Source organism: Mesorhizobium sp. M0954, from assembly GCF_040319155.1.
In the GTDB taxonomy this organism is placed as follows: domain Bacteria; phylum Pseudomonadota; class Alphaproteobacteria; order Rhizobiales; family Rhizobiaceae; genus Mesorhizobium.
The window spans coordinates 223,195-231,275 of the sequence record NZ_JAMYNR010000010.1 but is presented as its reverse complement, the minus strand read 5'-3'; the positions used below and the strand labels follow the sequence as shown (position 1 = coordinate 231,275).

Genomic DNA, 8,081 nt, shown 5'->3' with positions numbered 1-8,081 from the left:
GGGGGGGGGGGGGGCGCGGCCCGCCGCTGCGGGTGAGGGGACCCGCGCTCTCCCACCGCCCCCGCGCCGGCCGCTCCGCGGCCACCTCTCCCCCGCTTCGCGGCGGGCGAGGAACCCAAATCTTGAGAGGTCGAGACACCGCGCCTCTGCCTCCCCAGCAACACCCCTCAGAACTCGATCCCCTGCTGCGCCTTCACGCCGGCGGAGAAGTGGTGCTTGGTCACGCCCATCTCGGTGACCAGATCGGCCGCCTCGACCAATACCCGTTTGGCGTTGCGGCCGGTGACGACGACATGCAGGCCTTCGCGACGCGCCTTCAGTGCCGCGACCACCTTTTCGAGATCGAGGTAGTCGTAGCGCAGCGCGATGTTCAGCTCGTCGAGCACCACGAGGCTGATCGACGGCTCGGCCATCAGCTCCAGCGCTTTCGCCCAGGCAGCCTCGGCCGCCGCGATGTCGCGCTTCAGGTCCTGTGTCTCCCAGGTAAAGCCCTCGCCCATGGCGTGCCAGACGACACGATCGCCAAAACTAGCAAACGCGTCCTTCTCGCCGGTGTGCCATTTGCCCTTGATGAACTGAACGACGCCGACGCGCTTGCCATAGCCGAGCATCCTGAGTGCCAGCCCAAAGGCGGCCGTGGTCTTGCCCTTGCCCGGTCCGGTGTTGACGATCAGCAGCCCCTTCTCGACCGTCTTGGCCGCGACCTCTGCGTCCTGCACCGCCTTGCGCTTGGCCATCTTGGCGCGGTGGCGTTCCTCGTCCTTGGGATCGATAGTATCAGCCATGTCATTTCACCTTGAGCGGCAGCCCCGCCACCATCAAAAGCACGGTGCCGGCAACAGCCGCGACGTCCTGGTTCAGCCGGCCGGCGGCGTCGCGAAACCGTCTTGCCAGCGCATTGTCCGGCACGATGCCCTGGCCGACCTCGTTGGACACCACGAACCACGGCCCACGCGGCCGCGACAGCACATCGGCCAGCCTCCGGCATTCGGCCTCGACATCATGGTCGGCCAGCATGTGATTGGTCAGCCACAGCGTCAGGCAATCGATCAGCACCGGCTGGCCGTCAGGCAGCGCTCCGATCGCGCCGGCAAGGTCGAGCGGCGCATCGATGGTCGTCCAGCCGGCGCCGCGGCGCGAGCGGTGCAGCGCGATGCGCTGGCGCATCTCCTCGTCATAGGCTTGCGCCGTGGCGATATAGCTCCAAGGCGGCGGGCCGACCGTCACCAGGCTCTCGGCATGCGCGCTCTTGCCGGAGCGCGCACCGCCGATGACCAGGGTGAGTGCCCCGGCAGCGCGGTCAGGCAAAGCTGTCGCGCAGGCTGGTCGCCGTGCCCGTGAAGCGTCCGCGCACCACGGCGACGACCGCGCCGAGCACCAGCCAGAACACCAGATTGGTCAGCGTCACCGCCACCACGAACTGGTGGTGCAGGCCTTCCGGGATCGCCGTCTCGAAGCTATCGGGCTGCGGCGCGCCGACAATATGCGGCGCCACGATCAACGCTACGGCAAGGATCGCCAGCGGCAACGATCTGCGGAAGGCGATAAGGCCGAGCCCGGCGGCGGTCGCCACCACTGTTGCCCACCACCAGATCTGGCGTTGGACAAGGTCGGCCGCCGGCATCGCCGGCAGTTCCGGCGGCAGGCCGAGGCCCGGCGCCAGCGTGAACACGGCAAAGCCGGCAAGCCCCCAGAACAGGCCCTGGCGCCAGTTGCCGATGCCGCCGGCGAATTCCGAAACCGCAACCAGGACCAGCGCAAAGCCGATGCCGGTGACTATATTGGCAACGACGCTGAAGCCGAAGCGCTCGAAACCGTCGGCCGGCGCCCAGCCTTCGTCTTCCGCCGGAGCCATTGCTTCAGCCGGTGCCGGCGCGGCGCTGCTCATAGCCGTCGTGCCCGCGGCGTTTTCGGCCGGTGCCGCAGGTGCCGCGGCATGGTCATGGCCGCCGCCGGCCTGTTCGTAGATTTCCGCCTTCAGGATGAGCGGCACCGTGGCATAGGCTTGCATGCAGGCGAGAGCCACGCCGGCCACAAGCCCTGCGATCGCCGCGATGAACACGACGTTGCGAAACAGTGTCATGATGTCAGCCCCTTGTCAGTGGCAGGGAAAGCCCATCGAATGGCGATAGTCGTGCGCGGCATTGTGGACCGCATCGATATGCGAGAAGCCGACAAAGCCCATGACGAAAATGCCGAGGAATGCAGCAAGCGCCAGCTGCATGAGACGCGACTGCGAGGAGGCGGAAGCGCCGAGCGAAACGGAAGCGGTATTCATGTCTTGTCCTTTCGCCCTCCACCCGAGGGCATAGAAGTCAGTTTCCTGTCGCCGGCAGGTCTCCTGGCTCGCGGATCAGCGCCCTTCCCCACCTTCCCGAAGGCGAACCTTCAGTGGCATATGGAGAGGACTACCGCACACAGTTGCGGGGGCAGCCGCGGCATTGGGCAAACAACTTGCCCTAACCGCATTCCCTCTTGGTTCCAAACGGAACCGACGACATCAGCGACTATAGGCAGAATCGCCGCGCCCGGCAAACCAAATTCCGCCGGATCGTGTGGCGAATGCGCCGCCTCGCCAAGTTCGCAGACCGGCGCCGCGATTGACAATTTTCGCAGCCGGGTGTCGGCTGGCGGTGGGGAGGAAGCCGGCATGCAACCCAGCCCGAATGAGCGCGGTCCCTACAAGGGCCTGACGCGGGCCGAGCCGACGCTGCCGTCATCAGCCAATTGGGACATCGCGGCCTATCAGCGCGATCTCGAGGCCATCTGGTATCGCAACTGGCTGCTCGTCCGCCGCGAGGCGAAGCGCTCGCCGATCCGGCCGCGGATATCGACAACATCGTCGCCTTCGGTACCCAGGTGCTGGAGGAGGATGCTGATATCTGCGAGGTCAACCAGGTGGGCCTGCGCTCGATGCGCCACAAGGCCGGCGTACTGATGCCCGAGGGATACGACTTGCACCGCTTCCACAACTGGCTGCGCGAGCGCCATGCGGCGCTCGCACATCAAAGCGATTTGGGCAGATAGCGCCAGGTGACGAAGCCGCAGGCCGCCGCCAGCAGGCCGAGTGTCGCGAAAACCGCGCCCAGGCCGAAGAACGCCAGCACGCCGGCCAAAGGCTTTCCGGCTTTGGCCTAAAGCAGGCCGATGCCGACCGGTACCAACGCGACGCAAGGCCCTGCTTCTTTTGACGGTGGCAACCGTGATAGTCGTCTTGCCGGGGCTGAACCAAGACAGCGAGACCATGACAATCGACACGCCTAGCGCAGCCGTTCAGGATCAACCGAAGTCGAAGCGCATCGCCGTTATCGACATTGCACGCGGCATCGCTTTGCTTGCCATGGCGAGCTATCATTTCACCTGGGACCTCGAATTCTTCGGCTACACCGATCCCGGCCTCACCGCCTTCGGCTGGTGGAAAATCTACGCGCGCTGCATCGCCTCGAGCTTCCTGTTCCTGGTCGGCATCAGCCTCTATCTCGCCCATGGCAAAAAAATCCGCTGGACCGGCTTCTGGAAGCGCTTCGCCATGGTTGCCGGGGCAGCGCTCGCAATATCGCTGGTCACCCGCATCGCCACGCCCGACGGCTTCATCTTCTTCGGCATATTGCATGAGATCGCGCTCGCCAGCCTGCTCGGCCTGGCGTTCCTGCGCCTGCCGGCGCTGCTGACGCTGCTTGTCGCCGTATTCGTCGTCGCCGCGCCTTTCTACCTGCGATCCGAGCTTTTCGATCATCCGGCTTTGTGGTGGGTCGGCCTGTCGGCGACCAACCCGCGCTCCAACGACTACGTTCCGCTGCTGCCCTGGTTCGGCGCCGTACTTGCCGGCATCGCGGTTACCAAGCTCGCTGCCACCTCCGGCGCGCTGACGCGGCTGTCGGCCTTGGCGCCCGGCCGCTGGGCAAATCCGCTGGTCTTCATCGGCCGGCACAGCCTTGCCTTCTACCTGATCCATCAGCCGGTGCTGATCGGCTCGGTCTGGCTGTTTTCGCAATTCATGCCGGCGCAGGCCGAAACCAGGGAGGTGAGTTTTCTGAAATCCTGCCAGATATCCTGCGAGCAGGCACGCGACACCGAGTTCTGCTCCAGCTATTGTGCCTGCATGCTGGACACTCTCCAGGGCGAAGCCTCGCTTGACCGGCTCTACAGCGACGACCAGTCCCCGGAGTGGAAGGCGCATATTGGCGAGCTCGCCGGCACCTGCACCGCCCAAACCGAGGCGGCGGAACCGGGAACGCGCTAATCGAGGGAGGACAATAATGAGCGACAGTCACCCGAAACCCGTGCAGCAAAATCCTGGGCAGCCGAAGCTGGGGCACATCCCATGGCCGCCGCTGATCTATATCGCTGCCATCATCGTCAGCGTCGCGCTAGGGCTGTTCTATCCGCTGCCGTGGATCGGCGATCTTCTCGGCGACATCCTGTTCGCCGCCGGCCTTGTGGGGTTGGTGGCGGTTGCCGCGCTCTGGTTCACGGCAATCCGCACCATGATCCGCGCCAAGACGACGCTCAACCCGAACGGCGTGCCTGACCATCTGGTGACCACCGGACCCTTCGCCGTCAGCCGCAACCCGATCTACCTCGCCAACACGCTGCTGCTGGTCAGCCTCGCCTTTGTCACTGGGATCGCCTGGTTCCTGCCGCTGGCAGTCATCGCGGCGTTCCTGACGCAGAAGCTGACGATCGAGAGCGAGGAGAAGGTGCTGACGGCCAAATTCGGCAAGAAATACCGGGACTACGCCAAAAGGGTGCGGCGCTGGATTTGAGCCGAGGCTGACACCGGCTTAGGTGGTGACGCCGAGCTCCACCAGCCGCTCGACGCAGGATTCCTCGGCCTGGTCGAGCTCTGCCAGGGTCTCTTCGAGGTCGCGGCGTTTCTGGCGAAGATCCTCGCGCTTTTCCTCGATGCGCTTGATCATCAATTTGAGTTGGCCGACCTCGCCGGGCGGCTCCCTGTACATCTGGATGATTTCGCGGATCTCGTTGATCGAGAAGCCGAGCCTTTTTCCCCGCATGATCTGGCGGATGAGATGCCGGTCCGACGGACGGAACAGCCGCGTGCGGCCGCGTCTTACCGGCTGCACCAGCCCTTCGTCCTCGTAGAAGCGCAACGTCCGCGTCGACACGTCGAATTCGCGGGTCAGTTCCGTGATCGAATAATATTCCCGCATCGTCACTCCAATGCCCCGGCCACGCCGCGAGTTCCAACTGGCCGGCGCCGCCAGCGCCCAGGCGCGTACCAGAATCGGCGGACAAGGCACCTTTCAAAGCCTCGCATGGCATTTACGTAAAAGTCAATTGAGGTGACGTTCAGCGCACGCCGAACCACCATGTGGCGAGCCCGAGAAAGGCAAAGAAACCGACGACATCGGTGACCGTGGTGACGAAAACCGCCGAAGCCACAGCCGGATCGATCTTGAAGCGGTCGAGCAGCAGCGGGATAAGGATGCCCGCCAGAGCCGCCACGAACATATTGATGATCATCGCAGCCGCAATGATGCCGCCGAGATTGCGATCGTGGAACCAGGCAGCAGCCACGAGGCCGATCAGGATGGCAAAGATGATGCCGTTGATGAAGCCCACCCCGATTTCGCGGCGGATGATGCGGCCGGCATTGTAGATGTCGAGGTCCCTGGTCGCCAGCGCCCGCACCGTGACAGTCATGGTCTGCGAGCCGGCATTGCCGCCCATGCCGGCGACGATCGGCATCAGCACCGCCAGCGCCACGATATGCTCGATGGTGCGGTCGAACAGGCCGATCACCGAGGCCGCCAGGAAAGCCGTCAAAAGATTGACCAGCAGCCACGGCACGCGCGAGCGCGAGGTCGAAAAGATGCTGTCCGAGAGTTCTTCGTCGCCGACGCCGCCCATGCGCAGCAGATCTTCCTCGGCCTCCTGCTGGATGACGTCGACGACGTCGTCGATGGTCAGCACGCCGACCAGCCGCTCGTTCTCGTCGACGACGGCGGCGGACAGAAGATCGTATTGTTCGAATTCGCGTGCCGCCTCCTCCTGGTCCATGGTGGCCGGGATGGCATGCCTAGTCTCATGCATGACCTCTTCGACCTTGACCGAGCGCTTGGTACGCAGGATCTGGTCGAGGTCGATGGCGCCGAGCAGCTTGAAGCTCGGATCGATGACGAAGATCTGGCTGAAACGGTCGGGAAGATTGTTGTCCTCGCGCATGTAGTCGATGGTCTGGCCGATCGTCCAGAACGGCGGCACCGCGACGAACTCGGTCTGCATGCGGCGGCCGGCGGTCTCTTCGGGATAGTCAAGCGAACGCCGCAGCCTGATCCTCTCGGTGAACGGCAGCTGCGACAGGATCTCGTCCTGGTCCTCCTGGTCGAGGTCTTCGAGAATGTAGACCGCGTCATCGGAATCGAGATCCTGCACCGCCTGGGCGATCTGCGCATTGGGCAGACTGTCGACGATGTCGCGGCGGATCGCCTCGTCAACCTCGGTCAGCGCGGAAAAATCGAAATCCTTGCCCAGCAATTCGACCAGCGCGCGTCGCTGTTCCGGGTGCAGGGCCTCGAGCAGGTGGCCGAGTTCCGACTGGTGCAGATCGTCGACTTCGCGCTTCAGCGTCAGCGTATCGCGATCGGCGATCGCGGCACCGATCTGGGCGAGGAACGACGACAGGATGACGCCGTCCTCGTCATAGATGTCGGCGCGGCGCTCCTCGGCCGCCCGGGCGCCGGTCATCTGTTCGTCCTGGCCTTCCACCAGCGCCTCCCGCCATCGGATTTCCGGATAAGGTGCCTGTCAGGTCTAGACCATGATCCTGACAATCGGAATCGATTTTGCGAAAGGACCATGCACAACGACAAATTGCTACAGCGCCGTTCGCGCGTCCAAACGACGCGGCGCATACCGGATGGTAGGAGGAGAGGACGTTCTACAAACCTGCGGCGCTGCAAACCTTCGCGGCGGCAGGTAAAGGGCAGCGTATCTCCCCGCCCCGGTCAACCAGATGGGCAGATCGACACTGATTCAAAAACGGCGAGGCCGAGGGTGCGACGGCCTCGCTGGATATTGGACTTAACGGCTTCCCGATCAGGCGGCGTGGCGCTTGGCCTCAGCCGCATAGCGGTCCAGGAGACCGCTCCAGCCACCCTCCGATTCGAAGGCCTCGCGCATCGCCTCTGCGGTTTCGCCCATGTTCTCCAGAAGCCTGTGCTCGAGTTCCACGCGCGTCGCGTTCTCGCCGAGCGCGACAAAGCGGATCTCGACTTCGGTCAGCAATGCCGGATCGTAGCGCCAGCCGGCTCCAATGCGCCAGGCGAGCGTCAGCCTCGACGGCGGATCCCAGGCGAGAACCTCGCCCCAATCGCATTGTGACCCATCCTCGCCGATCTCGTACCAGCGGCCGCCGGCTTTCGGTTCGATCACCGCGGTCGTCAGGGCGGATTTGCCGATCGAATGCGAAGCCGGCCACCAGCGCCCGAATCCTGTGGTGAACACATCGAACGCCTTGTCGAGCGGCACCTCCACGGTCACCGACTTCCTGACCGGCGCGGGCTTGATCATGGTCGTCATTTCCTCTTCTCCTTGCTGTTGTCGACTTCCCATTTGAAGGCGTCGAGCGCATCGCCCCACATGCGGTCAAGCCAGGCGCGCATCTCGCCGAGCCCATGCGGGTCGAGATGATAGATGTTGCTGGCACCTTTCGGCTCTGCGCGGACCAGCCGGGCTTCCTTCAAGACCTTGAGGTGCTGCGATACCGCCGGCTGCGAGACCGGAAGCACTCGCGTCAGATCGATGACCGAGCGTGGCCGATCGGCGATGAGCTCGAACACCTTTCGGCGCGTCGGATCGGCCAAGGCCACCATTCCTGCATAATCATAAATCATGACTTATGATAAGCTAAAACTTATGATATGTCAACTGAGGGCGTGGCGGGCCCGTGTTCAAGCAACCGGCCGGCTCGGCCCCGAGGCTCCGGGGCAATTCCTTCACGCGGGGGCATGGACAGCGATGCGGATGCAAGACTGCTCAGGGAATCGATCCACCGCATGCGGGCCGGCCGGCAAATGTCGACCACCGGCGAAAAGTAAACCTGGCGGCAAGGTTTTTAC

The 8,081-nt window shown here is 64.1% G+C and carries 11 protein-coding genes and 1 riboswitch; of the genes, 3 read left to right on the top strand and 8 right to left on the bottom strand.

Annotated features, from left to right (window positions below):
- Positions 1–167: 167 nt before the first annotated feature.
- From cobO to NKH93_RS16525, 4 genes are read right to left on the bottom strand one after another with little or no spacing between them, the layout of a single operon-like run.
- On the bottom strand, positions 168–785 hold the full coding sequence (cobO, locus tag NKH93_RS16540; RefSeq protein ID WP_352970904.1) for a cob(I)yrinic acid a,c-diamide adenosyltransferase: 618 nt from the start codon (positions 783–785) through the stop codon (positions 168–170).
- A gap of 1 nt (position 786) precedes the next feature.
- Entirely contained in the window at positions 787–1,308 is a 522-nt protein-coding gene (gene cobU, locus NKH93_RS16535; protein ID WP_352500975.1) for a bifunctional adenosylcobinamide kinase/adenosylcobinamide-phosphate guanylyltransferase, read from the bottom strand.
- On the bottom strand, positions 1,301–2,083 hold the full coding sequence (locus NKH93_RS16530) for a CbtA family protein (protein ID WP_352970901.1): 783 nt from the start codon (positions 2,081–2,083) through the stop codon (positions 1,301–1,303). Before NKH93_RS16530 ends, cobU begins: the two co-directional genes overlap by 8 nt.
- Positions 2,084–2,098: 15 nt before the next feature.
- Complete coding sequence (locus tag NKH93_RS16525) at positions 2,099–2,278, bottom strand: CbtB domain-containing protein (protein ID WP_023676561.1); 180 nt, start codon at positions 2,276–2,278, stop codon at positions 2,099–2,101.
- A gap of 36 nt (positions 2,279–2,314) precedes the next feature.
- A riboswitch (cobalamin riboswitch) is annotated at positions 2,315–2,511 on the bottom strand.
- A 348-nt stretch (positions 2,512–2,859) separates the two neighbouring features.
- On the opposite strand from NKH93_RS16525, the gene NKH93_RS16520 reads away from it, so the two are divergent.
- From NKH93_RS16520 to NKH93_RS16510, 3 genes are all read left to right on the top strand, one after another.
- A complete protein-coding gene (locus NKH93_RS16520) occupies positions 2,860–3,027 on the top strand; it encodes an SRPBCC family protein (protein ID WP_352970912.1) in 168 nt (55 codons plus the stop codon).
- 217 nt (positions 3,028–3,244) lie between these two features.
- Positions 3,245–4,243: a heparan-alpha-glucosaminide N-acetyltransferase gene (locus NKH93_RS16515; RefSeq protein ID WP_352970898.1), complete on the top strand. Its 999-nt coding sequence runs from the start codon at positions 3,245–3,247 to the stop codon at positions 4,241–4,243.
- 16 nt (positions 4,244–4,259) lie between these two features.
- Positions 4,260–4,766 (top strand): methyltransferase family protein, encoded by a 507-nt coding sequence (locus tag NKH93_RS16510; RefSeq protein WP_352454650.1) that lies wholly within the window; start codon positions 4,260–4,262, stop codon positions 4,764–4,766.
- 18 nt (positions 4,767–4,784) lie between these two features.
- Here the strand turns inward: NKH93_RS16510 and NKH93_RS16505 are convergent, their stop codons facing one another.
- The 4 genes from NKH93_RS16505 to NKH93_RS16490 all read right to left on the bottom strand — a co-directional run bounded on the left by NKH93_RS16505 (position 4,785) and on the right by NKH93_RS16490 (position 7,856).
- Complete coding sequence (locus tag NKH93_RS16505) at positions 4,785–5,171, bottom strand: MerR family transcriptional regulator (protein WP_023676566.1); 387 nt, start codon at positions 5,169–5,171, stop codon at positions 4,785–4,787.
- A 139-nt stretch (positions 5,172–5,310) separates the two neighbouring features.
- Positions 5,311–6,708, bottom strand: a complete 1,398-nt coding sequence (mgtE, locus tag NKH93_RS16500; RefSeq protein WP_502894205.1) for a magnesium transporter — start codon at positions 6,706–6,708, stop codon at positions 5,311–5,313.
- Between the two features lie 351 nt (positions 6,709–7,059).
- Positions 7,060–7,542: an SRPBCC family protein gene (locus NKH93_RS16495; RefSeq protein ID WP_254818127.1), complete on the bottom strand. Its 483-nt coding sequence runs from the start codon at positions 7,540–7,542 to the stop codon at positions 7,060–7,062.
- Positions 7,539–7,856, bottom strand: coding sequence for an ArsR/SmtB family transcription factor (locus NKH93_RS16490; protein WP_352539630.1), 318 nt, complete (start codon positions 7,854–7,856; stop codon positions 7,539–7,541). Before NKH93_RS16490 ends, NKH93_RS16495 begins: the two co-directional genes overlap by 4 nt.
- Positions 7,857–8,081 lie beyond the last annotated feature (225 nt).